The organism is Paenibacillus sp. FSL H8-0122 (genome assembly GCF_038005345.1).
In the GTDB taxonomy this organism is placed as follows: Bacteria; Bacillota; Bacilli; order Paenibacillales; family Paenibacillaceae; genus Paenibacillus_AQ.
In genome coordinates this window covers 5058475-5072961 of record NZ_JBBOTB010000001.1, presented here as the reverse complement: position 1 = coordinate 5072961, position 14487 = coordinate 5058475, and the positions used below count along the sequence as shown (strand labels likewise).

12 protein-coding genes and 1 tRNA gene are annotated in these 14487 nt (G+C 51.9%); 8 read left to right on the top strand and 5 right to left on the bottom strand.

The window, feature by feature from the left end; translation table 11 throughout:
• Positions 1 to 115 precede the first annotated feature (115 nt).
• Complete coding sequence (locus NSS64_RS21795) at positions 116 to 1096, bottom strand: aldo/keto reductase (RefSeq protein WP_036696143.1); 981 nt, start codon at positions 1094 to 1096, stop codon at positions 116 to 118.
• Between the two features lie 227 nt (positions 1097 to 1323).
• Between NSS64_RS21795 and leuB the strand changes: the two genes are divergently transcribed.
• From leuB to NSS64_RS21770, 5 genes are all read left to right on the top strand, one after another.
• Positions 1324 to 2406 (top strand): 3-isopropylmalate dehydrogenase, encoded by a 1083-nt coding sequence (gene leuB, locus NSS64_RS21790; RefSeq protein ID WP_340943260.1) that lies wholly within the window; start codon positions 1324 to 1326, stop codon positions 2404 to 2406.
• Between the two features lie 335 nt (positions 2407 to 2741).
• On the top strand, positions 2742 to 3281 hold the full coding sequence (locus tag NSS64_RS21785) for a peroxiredoxin (RefSeq protein ID WP_036727686.1): 540 nt from the start codon (positions 2742 to 2744) through the stop codon (positions 3279 to 3281).
• 285 nt (positions 3282 to 3566) lie between these two features.
• Entirely contained in the window at positions 3567 to 3974 is a 408-nt protein-coding gene (locus NSS64_RS21780; protein ID WP_036727687.1) for a hypothetical protein, read from the top strand.
• A gap of 332 nt (positions 3975 to 4306) precedes the next feature.
• Positions 4307 to 5410: an ATP-binding protein gene (locus tag NSS64_RS21775; protein WP_340943255.1), complete on the top strand. Its 1104-nt coding sequence runs from the start codon at positions 4307 to 4309 to the stop codon at positions 5408 to 5410.
• A 164-nt stretch (positions 5411 to 5574) separates the two neighbouring features.
• Positions 5575 to 7107, top strand: coding sequence for a leucyl aminopeptidase (locus NSS64_RS21770; RefSeq protein ID WP_341141497.1), 1533 nt, complete (start codon positions 5575 to 5577; stop codon positions 7105 to 7107).
• A 106-nt stretch (positions 7108 to 7213) separates the two neighbouring features.
• On the opposite strand, the gene NSS64_RS21765 is transcribed toward NSS64_RS21770, so the two are convergent.
• The 4 genes from NSS64_RS21765 to NSS64_RS21750 form a co-directional block, all read right to left on the bottom strand.
• Positions 7214 to 7345, bottom strand: a complete 132-nt coding sequence (locus NSS64_RS21765; protein ID WP_256707444.1) for a hypothetical protein — start codon at positions 7343 to 7345, stop codon at positions 7214 to 7216.
• A gap of 112 nt (positions 7346 to 7457) precedes the next feature.
• Positions 7458 to 7649 (bottom strand): FeoB-associated Cys-rich membrane protein, encoded by a 192-nt coding sequence (locus NSS64_RS21760; protein ID WP_340991473.1) that lies wholly within the window; start codon positions 7647 to 7649, stop codon positions 7458 to 7460.
• 36 nt (positions 7650 to 7685) lie between these two features.
• Positions 7686 to 9698, bottom strand: a complete 2013-nt coding sequence (gene feoB, locus NSS64_RS21755) for a ferrous iron transport protein B (RefSeq protein WP_341141496.1) — start codon at positions 9696 to 9698, stop codon at positions 7686 to 7688.
• Complete coding sequence (locus NSS64_RS21750; RefSeq protein ID WP_339222940.1) at positions 9695 to 9937, bottom strand: FeoA family protein; 243 nt, start codon at positions 9935 to 9937, stop codon at positions 9695 to 9697. The genes feoB and NSS64_RS21750 overlap by 4 nt, the downstream gene beginning before the upstream one ends.
• Positions 9938 to 10155: 218 nt before the next feature.
• On the opposite strand from NSS64_RS21750, the gene NSS64_RS21745 reads away from it, so the two are divergent.
• From NSS64_RS21745 to NSS64_RS21735, 3 genes are all read left to right on the top strand, one after another.
• Complete coding sequence (locus NSS64_RS21745) at positions 10156 to 11115, top strand: aldolase catalytic domain-containing protein (RefSeq protein ID WP_179090501.1); 960 nt, start codon at positions 10156 to 10158, stop codon at positions 11113 to 11115.
• A 188-nt stretch (positions 11116 to 11303) separates the two neighbouring features.
• Positions 11304 to 13427: a putative bifunctional diguanylate cyclase/phosphodiesterase gene (locus NSS64_RS21740; RefSeq protein WP_341141495.1), complete on the top strand. Its 2124-nt coding sequence runs from the start codon at positions 11304 to 11306 to the stop codon at positions 13425 to 13427.
• Positions 13428 to 13509: 82 nt separating this feature from the next.
• Positions 13510 to 13583 (top strand) — tRNA-Gly (locus NSS64_RS21735).
• The last annotated feature ends 904 nt before the right edge of the window (positions 13584 to 14487 follow it).

Sequence of the window (14487 nt, the reverse complement as noted above, 5' to 3'; positions counted from 1 at the left end):
GACATAGAAGCATAAAGAGCTGTTCACCGGATACGTTATGCCGGTGAACAGCTCTTTATTGTAAGAGAAGAAATGATATCGGGAGGTTATGCGGGCTGCAGCCAGTTAGTCCTGATTACCATGCATAAGCCTTCGGAGCCGCACCGCCGGGTCCGGGGAAAATCTCGTCCAGACGCTTCAGCACGGATTCGTCCAGGACGACCTCCAGGCTGCGCAGCGCGCTCTCGAACTGCTCCAGCGTACGCGGTCCGATGATTGGCGCTGTTACGGCAGGGTTGGCCAGCAGCCAGGCCAGAGCGATATTATCCTGCGGCTCGCCCAGCTCCAGACTCAGCTCCGCAAAGGCTTCAAGCTGCTTCTTGTGCTGCTCCACACGCTCCGCGTTGCCGCCGCTGCGGCTGCCCTCGATCTTCTTCAGCGCATTGCGTCCCAGCAGCCCTCCGTCAAGCGGACTCCACGGAATAATGCCGAGGCCCAGATGCTGCGCGGCGGGCAGAACCTCAAGCTCCGGCAGACGGCAGGTCAGGCTGTATTTATGCTGCTCGGATACCAGTCCAAGGAACCCGCGGGCCTTCGCTTCCTGCTGGGCAACGGCAATATCCCAGCCGGCGAAGTTGCTGGAGCCGGTGTAGCCGATCTTGCCTTGGCTGACTGCAAGCTCAAAGGCGCCCCACAGCTCGTCCCAGGACACGTTACGGTCGATATGGTGCATCTGGTAGAGTTCGATGTGATCGGTCTGCAGACGCTGCAGGGAGCCCTCCAGATGGCGGCGGATAATGTAGGAGGAGAGGCCGCCTTCATCATTGGGTCCATCCAGCTTGTCACTCATCGCCCCGTAGACCTTGGTCGCCAGGACAACCTTCTCACGGCGTCCGCCGCCCTGCTTGAACCAGCGGCCGATAATAGTCTCGGTCAGACCCGAGTTCTCACCCCATCCGTACACATTGGCGGTATCAAAAAACTGGACTCCCGCATCCAGCGCCGCATCCATAATCCGGAAGGCTTCCTTCTCGTCGGTGATGGGACCGAAGTTCATCGTTCCCAGACAGAGGCGGCTTACCTTCATACCAGACTTGCCAAGCTTCGCGTATTGCATCTTAAGATCACTCCTCTTCCATATGATTAGAGATCCGATAATTTCACCTGCCCATTAATTGTAATCAATTGGCGGGACAAGGGCAAATTAGGGATATGTCTCACTTATAGGCTATATCTATGAACGTGATAGAATCTATATCTTTGTCCTTTGTCCTTCGTTATGATACAACAATATACAGAAGAACTATGTCTGCGACCAGCAGGACTACCTAAGGAGTGACAGGAATGAGCGAGGTCAAAAAAATCGCCGTAATTGCCGGGGACGGTATCGGACCTGAAGTTGTGGCGGAAGCGGAAAAGGTATTGAAAAGAACGGAAGAGCTGTTCGGGTATACATTTGAAACAGAGCATGCCCTGTTCGGCGGAATCGCCATTGATGAACGCGGAACTCCGCTGCCTGAGGATACGCTTGCAATCTGCCGCAGCGCCGATGCTGTATTGCTTGGAGCCGTAGGCGGACCGAAATGGGATAACAATCCGAAGGAGCTGCGTCCGGAGACCGGACTGCTCGGTATCCGCAAGGCGCTTGGCCTATTCTCCAATCTGCGTCCGGCGGTGGTCTTCGATTGTCTGAAGGATGCTTCGACGCTGAAGCCGGAGGTTCTGGAAGGCACAGACCTGATGGTCGTGCGTGAACTGACAGGCGGGATCTACTTCGGGGACAAGCTGCGCCGTCAAGGTGAGCATGGGGAAGAAGCGGTAGATACTTGTGTCTACAACGTCACTGAAGTGGAGCGGATCGTACGCCAGGCGTTCGAGATTGCCGGGAAGCGCCGGGGCAAGCTGGCGAGTGTCGACAAAGCCAACGTCCTGGAGACCTCCCGTCTGTGGCGTGAAGTGGTGAACAGACTGGCACCGGAATATCCGCAGGTTGAAGTTGAGCATGTGCTGGTGGATAACTGTGCGATGCAGCTGCTGCGCCGTCCTTCGAGCTTCGATGTCATCGTGACCGAGAATATGTTCGGTGATATCCTGAGCGATGAAGCAGCGATGCTGACAGGCTCCATTGGTATGCTGGCCTCCGCTTCACTGGGAGAAGGCAGCTACGGCCTCTATGAGCCGGTTCACGGCTCCGCGCCTGATATTGCCGGACAGGGGCTGGCGAACCCGATCGCTACGATCCTGTCGCTTGCACTGATGTTCCGCATGACCTTCGGCTACGAGAATGCAGCCGCTGCCATTGAAGCCGCAGTTGCGGAGGTACTGGATGCCGGTCACCGGACGAGCGATATCGCAGTGGATAAGAGCAAGGCGATCAGCACCACAGAGATGGGTGACCTGATTGTAGCCGCTATCCGCACAGCCTAGTTCTACCACATGTATCCCTTTTGACGCAGAACAAGTGGAAACGGCTTTGCCGTCCTTTTAAGGACGGTACCGTTTCAGCGAGAAATAGAAGGAGAACGTATAGCGTGAGACCTATACGTTCTTCTATTTTGAAGAAAAACTTCACAAAATGTTGCTTATTTATAATTATTATAAAAAAGTAATCAATGTAATATTGACTTTGATTTTGTACGATGATAACATTTGGTCTGTACCCGTAAGAATGTAACCATCCAATAAAATCAAGAAAAGCATATTGCATCCGGCAACGGTCCGGTAGCTGTTTTTCTTACATAATCAAAAGGAGGATTTAAGCAATGGCAGAACGTTTGGTAGGTAAACCCGCTCCTGATTTCTTCATGGAGACAGTAACAGGCGACGGTAAGGATTTCGGTAAGGTAAGCTTGTCCGACTATCGCGGCAAATGGCTTGTATTCTTCTTCTATCCGCTTGATTTCACCTTCGTATGTCCAACTGAAATTACAGCCCTGAGTGATGCTGCTGCTGATTTCGCAGAGCTTGATACAGAAATTCTAGGTGTGAGCATCGACTCCATCCATAGCCACAAGGCTTGGTTGTCTACACCTAAGGATATGAACGGTCTTGGCCAGATCAACTTCCCACTGGCTTCTGATATCACGAAGAAGGTTGCCAGCGATTATGGCGTCCTGATTGAAGAAGAAGGCATTGCGCTGCGCGGACTGTTCATCATCGATCCTGAAGGTGAACTGAAGTATCAGGTTGTTAACCATAACGATGTAGGCCGCAGCGTTGAAGAGACATTGCGTGTGCTGCAGGCTCTCCAATCCGGCGGGCTGTGCGCTATGAACTGGAAGCCAGGCGACAAGAACCTGTAAGCTTCAAGGCCTCATGAGCCGCGATCTTTGATATACTAAGAGGACCTCCTTGCGGGAAGATTTATTCCCTTCAAGGAGGTTTTTTGCAAAAAGATAAGAATGTATATGCTGAAACGGTACCGTCCTTTAAAAGGACGGCAAAGCCGTTTCCACTTGAGATATGGACAGACGTTTGAAAATGGGCATAAAGGTTAATATATAGCTTGTAAGGAGAGGAATCTCTCCCGCTGTTTTGTAATATACTAATAGGAAATCAACGACAACACTCAAGGAGGGTGAACAAAAATGAGCTTTTGCTGTGGAGCGAGTATGGTTGGAACGAAGGGAACCCTAAAGCATTATCGCACGCAAGTCCATAATGTTCCCCTGCTTTTTTGTCCGGTATGCCACCGGGTAGAGGTACATTACAAAGTCGAGAATGAATATGAAATTCTGGCGGAATATGCTCATGGCGACGGCGTCACGGATGTGGATTTCCAGGATTATGTGATGGAGGAAGAGGAAGCGATCTTCGAGAACGTCATCAATATGGAGAGCGAGGACCCGCTCGCGATCATACGCAGCCAGATCGATATGTCGCTGGACTTGCTGGCGGTTGCCAAACAGATCGGCGACTCCAAATGGGAACGTGAGCTGAAGAAGCGTCTGGCTGTCATGAGCCAGCGGCGTCACCGGCTCCAGCAGAAGGCTTGATATCTGTCTGGATCTGCCACCATCATGTTATAAATCAGTGAGCTCCCGCCGCCTGGCGGGGGCTCTTTTCAATGTATTTGCAGGAAATAAATCATTCCCCTCCTACTTAAATGTGTCTTTAGAATCATTTTAGGAATATTTTTGCCATTCGACAGATTCTCTGATTGCGTTGTCTTCTTCTCTTGGATATGATTGGAATATAGTTGAAACGGTTGGATAATACAATACGATTTTCGAATGTTCTGGCGGCTTCGTCATATACTCAGATACATAGTAATTTGATGTCGCTTAAGCGTCTTCGTCAATTGCAGTAAAAGGGGGAACTTCGTATCGTGATAAGCCAATATCAGGAAAGCTTGCTATTATCGGCAAGAACGTTTCAAACTGGTCCGATGGATACCACATTTGAGGATGTGCTGGAGCACATCGACAGCGGGATTCTGCTTTTTGATGATGAGGGTGTGCTGACTTTCGTCAACAAGCAGATGTACGGCATTCTGGAGCTTAACCGTCACTCTCTTCTGGGCTGCACCTTGCATCATCTGTTATCCCATATTCAGCTCAGCCGCTTCAAGAAGAAGCAGGTGCTCAGGAGTTACCGTGAAATGGTGCTCAAAGGTAAGCCAAGCTATGAATTCGTGGATGAATATGGACGGTACTGGCGCGCAACCCTGTCCAGCGGAGAGGAGATGAAGGGCAGCTACCTGTTCACATTCAAAGAGATCTCCGACTACAAGCTGATTGAACAGACGGCCTACCAGAACGACAGCCTGGCCATGCTGGGCCGGTTATCGGCCTCCATTGCCCACGAGATCCGCAATCCCCTGACAGCTATCCGGGGGTTCATACAATTGCTTCATCCCCATCTGCATCTGCTCGGCAAAGAAGAATATGCGAAGATTATATTAGCGGAGATTGACCGTGCCAATGACATTATTCATGAATTTCTGACTTCCTCCAAGCCTTCTGTGCCGCAGATCAGCATGATTCGTGTCTCTGCCTTGCTGAAGGAAGTGGTCCTGCTGACAGAGAGCGAGGCGCTGATGAAGGGCTGCCAGATCAACTTGCAGGTGCTCCAGGAGGACCTGGTCATCTCAGGGGATATTAAGCAAATGAAGCAGGTTGTGCTGAATATGATCAGAAATGCGATGGAAGCGATCTCGGAGCGGGTGGATGATTCTGTAGGCCGGATTGAGGTAGGCGCACGTAAAGAAGGAACAGAGGTGCGCATCTTCATCTCTGACAACGGCAAAGGAATGGATATCTGCACACTTGACAGACTATTCAATCCGTTCTTCACCACGAAGGAGAATGGGACGGGACTCGGACTTTCCGTCAGTGACCGGATCATCAAGAATCATGGCGGCTGCATCTCGGTCAGCAGCCGGCTGAATGAAGGAACCCGGTTCGTCATTTCGCTTCCGCTTACTCATTAATGCTATCTTAAGCCCGTTGTTCTCGGTGGAGGGCCTACGGGTTATAATCAATATGCAAGGGCTGATTCCTGCAATGCACGAACAAGTGCGGGAGATCAGCCTTATCTGCGTTAGTGGTGTATTTGTTAATAGTGTAGGGCAACCAGGATGCGGAGGGATGGAGCTTGATCTTTGAATGGAGCAGTGATGCCGGTGAAGCTTCGCCGCAAGGAGATGCTGTATGTCTAATCATCTCAGAGGCACAGGCACAGGGAGAGGGACTTCCGGCGGATTGGGCCACGAGAGTCCGCCTATTGTCCACAGCGGGCCTGTTCAGCGGCAAGCAGGGGCAAGTGTATATCCTGCCCGTAATGGAGCGGCCTGAGCAGCCTGTGGTCATTCTGGCCGGAGGCGGAAAGGGCCAGATGGGGATGCACGAGCTGCGGCAGCTGATGGCGCAGACTGCCAAGGCGGCTTACAGGCTGAAGGCCGCTGCGCTGGTTGTGCAGATACCGGCGGTACCGGGCGGGCTGAGCGGGGCGCTGAAGGCGGAGCAGGCCGGCCAGGCCATCGCGGAAGGGCTGGTTCTGGGATCGTACCGCAGAAGACAATATAAGCTGGACCAGGCAGCCTATGCGGGTATAGATACGGTACATCTGCGTACGGAAGGCAAGAGCGAGGCAGCAGAAAAGGAAGCCTGGAGACAGGGCATCAAGCGGGGGAAGGCTTTCGGGGAGGCTGCCAACCTTGCCCGTGAGCTGACCAACCGTCCGGGGAATCTGCTGACTCCTTCGGGGCTTGCAGTGGCTGCTATAGAAATCGCTGAACGGCACGGGCTTCCGGCTGAAGTGCTGGATGAACGGGAGCTTGCGCTTAAGGGAATGGGCGGCTTGCTTGCAGTCGGCAGCGGCAGTGTGAATCCTCCCCGCATGATTGTTATCCGCTATCAGGGGACGAATCAATGGAAGAACGCAGTGGGCTTGGTCGGCAAAGGAATCACTTTCGATACCGGGGGCATCTCCCTGAAACGGGCACAAGGCATGGAGAGCATGTTCAGTGACATGGCCGGGGCCGCAGCCGTTCTGGCGGTTATGGATGCGCTGGGGCATTTGCGTCCCAAGGTCAATGTGGTCATGCTGATTCCGGCGGCAGAGAATATGCCGGCCGCGAATGCTTTTAAACCGGGCGATATCATTACTACCCTCAGTGGAAGAACGGTCGAAATCATCAATACGGATGCGGAGGGGCGGATCATTCTGGGAGATGCGCTTACCTATGCCCGGGAATGGGGCGCACAGCGGATCATTGACGTAGCCACGCTGACAGGAGCTGTGGTGTCGATTCTGGGAGATGTGGCTACAGGGGCAGTAACGAATGATCAAGCATTCCTGGAAGAGCTTCTGGCAGCCTCAAGGCTGTCAGGGGAGCACATCTGGCCGTTGCCTGTCTATCCTGAATTCCGGGAGATGCTGACAAGCGAGGTTGCGGATCTCCGCAATGCTGCCGGACGATATGGAGCTGCCAGCACGGCGGGACTGTTCATTGGGGAATTTGCCGGGGGATTGCCGTGGGTGCATCTGGATATTGCAGGGACTGCCTTTCTGTCTGCGGAACGGGGAGTGAATCCTAAGGGCGCCACGGGTGTGATGGTCCGCACGTTGCTGGAATATCTGCTTAACTCGGCGGCTGAACCGGATTACCGCTCCCCTGAAGCCTAACCCGAATCGTCCTAATAGACAAAGAGCCACAGATTCTCAGTTTCCTGAGACCTGCGGCTCTTTGTTCATTTGGAATCCTGCTTCTCATAACTGCGGGGATAGCAGCCTATTTACGGGCCTTCATCTGGGCAGTCAGGGATTGGACGCCATTCATAATCTTATCCCGTGTATTCTTATTCTTCAGCAAGTAGGCGGCTCCCAAGGCTACCGTTGTAAACAAAGTCTTCTTGGTGTTCATGGTGATTCCTCCTTGGCAATAGTCTGGTTGTTAAAAGCTTATAACTAACATACCCGCATGCCAAGGTTTCTAAACGAAAGAATATGAAGTCTGTATCCGCTAGAACTGCATCCTAGCGCTTGCTGCCCAGTGAAGCACTGCCGCAGGACAGAGGTGAATCCATCGCTGCTGCGGGACAGGTCTTGCCCTTGTCACAGCCCGCACAGGCCCCCTGCTTGCCCTTCTGCACATGGCGGTAGATCATCCAGCCGGAATACCCGAATATTAGCGCCACAATCACAATATTAACGATCATTGCTGTCATCGCTTCCTCTCTTAATAACTTGGACTTGCTGCGGGGCTACGACCATCCGAGCAAACGTCCTCCTTGATAGATCACCAGTGATACCGTATAGGCCAATACTAGAGAGTAACCCATGGAAAAGAATGTCCATTTCCAGGACGCAGTCTCTTTCTTGATAACGCCGACAGTGGCCAGGCAAGGAATGTAGAGCAGGATAAAGGCCATGAAGCTGATCGAGCTAAGCGGTGTAAAGACTGAAGCAATCTGGCCTTCCAGCCCTGCTGCATCCGGGGCATGGTAGATGATGTTCATGGTGGAGACCACAACCTCTTTGGCGAGGAAGCCGGGCACCAGAGTAGATCCCGCCTGCCATGTTCCGAAGCCGAGCGGCTGCAGCAGCGGGGCAATGAAGCCGCCGAATTTGGCCAGGAAGGAGTGGTCCATGTCCACATTGAGGCCGCCAGGACCAGCGTAGGACATCAGCCAGATCAGGACCGAGCCGGCCAGGATGATGGTCCCTGCTTTGCGCAGGAAGCCCTTGCCCTTCTCCCAGGTGCTGCGGCTCAGTGTCTTGAGCTGCGGCATCCGGTAGGGAGGCAGCTCGATAATGAAGATAGACGTCTCATTCTTGAACAGATGCTTGGAGAAGAACTTACACAGAATCAGGGCGAATACAACACCCATCACATACATAGAGAGCACAGCTGTGGCCTGCTGGGCAGGGAAGAAGACCGCTGCGAACAGCAGATAGACCGGAAGCCGGGCAGAACAGGACATCAGCGGCATGAGCAGTGTCGTCAGCAGCCGGTCCTTGGGCTGTTCAATGCTCCTTGCAGCCATAATCGCAGGTACGTTGCAGCCGAAGCCGATAATGAACGGAATGAAGGCTTTGCCATTCAGTCCCATCCGTTCCATCGTGCTGTCCATCAGCAGGCAGACACGGGCCATATACCCGGAATCCTCCAGGAAGGAGATCATCAGGAACAGGATGAATATCTGTGGAACAAATACGAGCACGCCGCCCACACCGCCGATGAGACCATCAACGATCAGTGCGTGCGTGAATTCCGAAGCCCCGATGGCCCCCAGCAGCGAATTCGTCCAATCGCTGAGCTGACCGCCGATGAAGCCATCCAGGAGATCTGACAACGGTCCGCCAATCCAGTCAAAGGTAGTTTTGAACATCGCATACATAAACAGGACGAACAGGGGCAGTCCGAGAAAACGGTGGGTAAGGATGGAATCCAGACGTTCGGTCAGATTATGCGGTTTTTGCAGGGTGGAGTCTATAGCTTCAGCGCACACCTTGCGGATGTAGTCCATGCGGACCGAGCGAATCCACTGGGGAAGAGTGAGTGCAAGCTTCTCCTGCTGCAGCCGGGTCTGAGCGGTGTCTGCAATCAGCAGCAAGCCGGAAATATCCGTCCGCTTCTTAAGCAGCTCCAGGATTACGGGGTTCTGCTCCAGCAGCTGGAGAGCAACCCAGCGGAGATTAGGCAGACCAGAGATCTTGTGCAAATGTGTAACAATGGAGGCTATGGCTTCTTCAGCGAGTTCGCCATAATTCAACTGGAAGGTAACAGGCGGGATATGGGAAGGCTGCTCCAGCACGCTAAGCACCTGACCGGTTCCTTTGCCTGTCCGGGCAATCAGCGGCAGCACGGGAATACCGAGCTGTTCCGTAAGAATGTCGGGGTTCACCTGAATGCCGCGCGCCTTGGCGACATCGGTCATATTCAGTCCGAGGATCGTCGGCTTGCCATACTCCAGCAACTGCAGGGTAAGCAGCAGGTTCCGTTCCAGCTGCGAGGCATCGACAATATTGATAAGTGCTTCAGGGCTTTCTTCGATCAGATATTGTGCGGCTACGCCCTCATCACGCGAGAGGGGGTGAAGGGAGTAGATTCCCGGCAGATCGATGAGCTTCCCGGCTCCGTTCTTCAGACTGCCGATTTTTTTCTCAACCGTAACGCCTGCCCAGTTCCCCACATATTCATAGGAGGAAGTCAGGGTATTGAACAGCGAGGTTTTCCCGGTGTTGGGGTTCCCCACAAGTGCGATAGAGCTCATGAGACCTTCACCTCTATCATAGATGCTTCCTTCCGCCGGATAGCAAATAGCTGACCGTTGCATTCAAGCGTAATCGGACCCATGAACGGCCCTTTGCCCTTGAGACGGATCATTACACCCTCAGATACTCCCAGATCTGCTAGCCGGCGGCGCAAGATAGGGTTCATGCCTTCGATTCTTTGAATGGAGCCGGTAGAGCCTGGTTGCAAACGCAGCAAGGAGCAGGATGTTAGAGCCATTGTTATCCCTCCGAAAGAGACTGATAATCAATCTCAATGATTTCTTGTAATGTAGCATTTTACTGCCATTTATTCTGTGATTAATGTCATTGTTTCTGTTCGCGAAAATCGATATGAAGATTACTGAAATTTTCTTTACAATATCTTCTTCATTAAAGTATGATTGAACGATAATATAAGCATAGTACTAAAGAGATACCCCGAAGGGAGAACAGATTGTGAAGACTAATCATAGTAAAATTGTCGATTGTACCATCCGTGATGGGGGATTGGTAAATAACTGGGATTTCAGTATTGAATTTGTTCAGAAATTATATGCCGGACTGAATGAAGCCGGTGTTGATTATATGGAAATCGGATATAAGAACTCGCCGAAGCTGCTCAAAGGGGCAGAGGGTGCAGGCCCTTGGCGCTTTTTGAATGATGACTTCCTGCGCAAGGTCATTCCGCAAAAGGGGCATACGAAGCTGTCGGCTCTGGTCGATATCGGCCGTGTGGACGAGAACGATATTCTGCCACGCAGCGAGAGCATGCTCGATCTGATCCGTGTGGCTTGTTACAGCAAGGATGTAGACAAGGCCCTTCAGCTGGTGCAGACATTCCATGACCTGGGCTATGAGACGACCATTAATATTATGGCCCTGTCCAATGTGATGGAGAATGAGCTGCTGGAAGCCTTCGAGCAGATCCGTGAGAGCGTAGTTGATGTAGTCTATATCGTGGATTCCTACGGCAGCCTGGATCATAATGACTTTCATTACCTGGTAGAGAAGTTCAAGACGCATCTGCCGGAGAAGCGGCTCGGTGTGCATACCCACAACAATCTTCAATTGGCCTTCTCCAATACGCTAATTGCAGCCGAGAAGGGGGTAGAGCTGCTGGATGCTTCCTGTTATGGAATGGGCCGCGCCGCAGGCAACTGTCCTACAGAGCTGCTGGTTACCCATCTGAAGAATACGAATTATACGCTCCGGCCTGTTCTGGATATCGTTGAGAACCTGATGATCCCTCTGCGGGAGAAGGAAGAGTGGGGCTATATCATTCCGTATATGATTACAGGAACGCTGGACGAGCATCCCCGCTCGGCAATGGCGCTGCGATCTTCGGCCGATAAAGATAAGGCGGTTGACTTCTACGACACACTGACAACACCCGAGGTTAATTTCGGGGACAAATAACCGTCTGGAAGGAGAAAGCACTGGCCTCTGTTTGTAGGCAGGTGCTTTTTTTCTGCCGAAGCGGCTTCCTTGCAATATTAGTAGGTGAACAATGTAACTTTACGGAGCTGTCTGGCCGATATTTATACATAGGACATCATACACATCCATCTGACTTTATAGATATTATTTTTAGACGCGAGGGACTTATGAGACAAGAAGAGAGAAAGACGATTCATGCGGCTATTCTGGGGGCTGTGCTATTCCTTCTGATCCAGATTTTTCGTACACCGCTGGGCCGAATCGAGGACAAGGATTTACTGATGGCCTTTTACCTTATTTTGGGCTGCTGTACTGTCGCGTTCGGTTTTGCGATTTTTGCCCAGGGCTGGCTGCTGTTCGCCAATAGTTTATCTAAGGCCAGGCTGTACACCTCTGCATTGTTCCTGGGGGTGAGCATTTTTGATTTCCTGCATGTACTCGGGTTTGTAGGTATTCCCGGAATCACCTCGTATATCAGCCCGGAGCAGGCCTTATGGCTCCTGACGTTCTCCCGGCTGGCCAGTGCACTGGGGATTATGCTTATTTTCAGCAGAGAAGACCAGCTTGTAGGAAACGGCGTCAAGGGGAAGGTGTTCAGGAATGCTTTTGTGGTGATTCTGCTGTCTTTGGCTGTGTTTGGTCTCGGCAACCTGATTGTCTCCGGGCTGGCGGACGAACCATGGGCAGAAACGGCAAGAGACCTGATGAATATGGCGATACTGTTCGTCTATTTGCTTGGAGCTGCGATTATTATCTATCCTGGCAAAAGTGAGAAGTCGGCTTCTCTGCTGATTATTATCCGTTCCCTTGTGTTCTTCTCGTTGGCCCAGGTCTTCTTCATGAATCTGTTCAGTGTCGGAGAATTGGATTATCTCTTCGGGATGCTCAGCAGCGCAGCGGCCTATTATCTTCTGCTGACCGGGGTCTACAGATTGACGATTGAGGAGCCATTTCAGGAGAACCAGCAGGCGGAAGCGCGGATTAATTATCTGGCGTACCACGATGAGCTGACAGGTCTTCCGAACAGACGCCGCCTGATGCAGCGCATGGAAGAGGTGGTGCTCCAGAGTGAGCAGGACAAAAGCCGCGGCTTCGCCGGGCTGGTCATTATGAACATCAACCATTTCAAGAATATCAATGACTCTCTTGGCCATTATGCAGGAGATCTGCTGCTGCAGCTGGTCGCCCGGCGGATCGGGGATGAGGTTAGAGTCAATGAAGAGCTCTTTAGTATGGGAGCGGACGAGTTTGCTTTTCTGATGACGGAGCGGACGGGTCTGGAGAATTGTCTGGTCCGGGCGGGTGAGCTGCTGCGCCTGTTCGAGACACCGGTAGGCCTGGAGTCGGGCGAATACCATATCTCGCTGAGTCTGGGGGTAAGCATCTATCCCGGGGATGGAGATACGGCAGAGCAGTTGATACAGAATGCAGACACAGCGGTGCACAATGCCAAGGAGCAGGGGGTGGAGATCCGCCGCTATATTCCGGCTATGCAGATGAAGGCGAAGGAACGTCTCAAGCTGGAGAACGATCTGCGCCGGGCGCTGGAGCGGGGGGAGTTCTATCTGGTCTATCAGCCCCAGGTACTGCTTGAGACAGAAGAGATTGTCGGCATGGAGGCGCTGCTGCGCTGGAACCATCCCAAACGCGGCTTGGTCTCTCCGGTGGATTTCATTCCTATCGCTGAAGAGAGCGGGCTAATTGTCCCCATTGGGGAATGGGTGCTTAAGACGGCCTGTATGCAGAATAAAATGTGGCAGGATGCCGGCTATCATCCGATTTGCGTGTCCATTAACCTCTCGATGCGCCAGTTCCTGCAGCCCAATCTGGCCGGCAAAATTGATGCCATCCTGAAGGATATCGGTCTAGATCCCTGCTATGTGGATTTGGAGATTACCGAAAGTATGACCCTGGACAAGGAGACCGCCTTCGACCAGCTGAACCGCCTCAAAAGACTTGGCGTATGCATCAGCATCGATGATTTCGGCACAGGCTACAGCTCGCTGCATTATCTGAAGAATATGCCGATTGACCGCTTGAAGATCGACCGTTCCTTCGTATCCGATGTCATGGAGGACAGCAACAATGCCGCGATTGTCTCTACGATTACCTCGATGGCCCACCATTTGAAGCTCAAGGTCACCGCCGAAGGCGTAGAGAACAAGGAGCAGCTGCACTTTCTGCGCCAGCAGCATTGCCATGAGGCCCAGGGGTATCTGTTCAGCAAGCCGGTGAAGGCGGCCGAATTCGAACAGTCCTTCCTGAAGCCTCTGCTGGAAATGCCATCGTGACCTAACCTCCGTTATCTGAATGTAATAGGGTTGCAATTTATTCGCAGTGATGCTACAATGTTTCTTGTACTCAATTCGAGTTGCGGGTGTAGTTCAATGGTAGAACTTCAGCCTTCCAAGCTGATAGCGTGGGTTCGATTCCCATCACCCGCTCCATATTTAACTTCCGAAATCCTTGTCCGCAAGGGTTTTTTTGTTATTTCGGAGTTGTTGCAGGGAACTAGAATGTGTGGATAATGCTGATCAGGGAGGATAGGGTACAGGGAAGAAGACGTAGTGGCAGGACGTGAGGGAGTACCTAGTGATAGAAGATACGTGAGTACATAGGGACGGAACAGAACTTAGGGACAGAACATAAGGGATAGTACATATTGGCAGAACAATTACTAAATCTGTTGAAAGTAGGGTGCGGCTTCATTCAAAGGTAAAAGTCCCTCTAATTCGGCTTGAATTGGGCGATAGGTGAAAATGAGAGGGATAAATCCCTCTGATACGGCTGAAAGTTGGCTAAACGGGAAAATGAGAGGGATAAATCCCACTGATGCATCTGAAAGTCAGTTACACGTGAAAATCAAGGGGATAAATCCCACTGATTCCGCCAGCTGTGGCCATACGAGAAATTAGATGGCTGGATTGCAAAGGTGAGTAGTAGCACAAAGACTGCATACGCTCCAGCATATAAAACTTAGACGAAAGTTGAGGGTAAGCAGAAATGAGGAGCATTAGTGCACCCGAATTCGCCGAAAGTTGAGGGTAAGCAGAAATGAGGAGCATTAGTGCACCTGAATTCGCCGAAAGTTGAGGGTAAGCAGAAATGAGGAGCATTAGTGCACCTGAATTCGCCGAAAGTTGACGGTAAGCAGAAATGAGGAGCACAAGTGCACCCGAATTCCCCGGATAATACGTAAGAAAAGTCAAAATGAACCCAGCGAGGTTACCTTAAAAGCTGAATAAGTAGCACAGGTGTCACAAGTCACACCGGCTACACCAGCCACAGCTAATTCATCTGTTGAAAAAGGCAGGCCCCCGATCCTTCAGGGGCCTGCCTTTGCTGATAAAT

Coding starts and splice junctions, on each gene's coding strand:
- NSS64_RS21750 (WP_339222940.1), bottom strand. CDS start 9,937: ATGGCTCTAACATCCTGCTCCTTGCTGCGTTTGCAACCAGGCTCTACC.
- leuB (WP_340943260.1), top strand. CDS start 1,324: ATGAGCGAGGTCAAAAAAATCGCCGTAATTGCCGGGGACGGTATCGGA.
- feoB (WP_341141496.1), bottom strand. CDS start 9,698: ATGAGCTCTATCGCACTTGTGGGGAACCCCAACACCGGGAAAACCTCG.
- NSS64_RS21795 (WP_036696143.1), bottom strand. CDS start 1,096: ATGCAATACGCGAAGCTTGGCAAGTCTGGTATGAAGGTAAGCCGCCTC.
- NSS64_RS21765 (WP_256707444.1), bottom strand. CDS start 7,345: ATGAACACCAAGAAGACTTTGTTTACAACGGTAGCCTTGGGAGCCGCC.
- NSS64_RS21740 (WP_341141495.1), top strand. CDS start 11,304: ATGAGACAAGAAGAGAGAAAGACGATTCATGCGGCTATTCTGGGGGCT.
- NSS64_RS21780 (WP_036727687.1), top strand. CDS start 3,567: ATGAGCTTTTGCTGTGGAGCGAGTATGGTTGGAACGAAGGGAACCCTA.
- NSS64_RS21785 (WP_036727686.1), top strand. CDS start 2,742: ATGGCAGAACGTTTGGTAGGTAAACCCGCTCCTGATTTCTTCATGGAG.
- NSS64_RS21760 (WP_340991473.1), bottom strand. CDS start 7,649: ATGACAGCAATGATCGTTAATATTGTGATTGTGGCGCTAATATTCGGG.